The organism is Halorubrum sp. SP3, assembly GCF_005435195.1.
Taxonomy (GTDB): Archaea; Halobacteriota; Halobacteria; order Halobacteriales; family Haloferacaceae; genus Halorubrum; species Halorubrum sodomense.
Map to the genome: position 1 here is coordinate 267 of NZ_SGTU01000273.1, position 291 is coordinate 557.

Consider the following 291-nt stretch of genomic DNA (forward strand, 5'->3'; position numbering starts at 1 on the left):
GCTCCAAGTCCCGGAAGATGCAGTTAAAGGCATTAGGTCCCGGGTGAGATCGATTCCGCTGTCCGAAGAAGGGGTCGAACGGTTCGAGGAGTTCTTCGCAACGCGAAGTGAGGTTGGGATCACCCGCTCGACGGTGACGAACCGAGTCAAATCAGTCAGTGAAGACTGTCTTTCCGAGAACATCACCCCTCAAGCACTTCGATCGACATTCACAACGCGCCTGCTTCAGCTCGGGGTTCCACAGTCTGAGATTCGCCAACTTCTGGGGCATACCCCTTCAAAGTTGGATCT

1 protein-coding gene is annotated in these 291 nt (G+C 54.6%); it reads left to right on the forward strand.

Annotated features, from left to right (window positions below; all coding sequences use genetic code 11):
* On the forward strand, nt 1-291 hold a 291-nt coding region (locus tag EXE42_RS20895), incomplete at both ends, for a tyrosine-type recombinase/integrase (protein WP_199240798.1).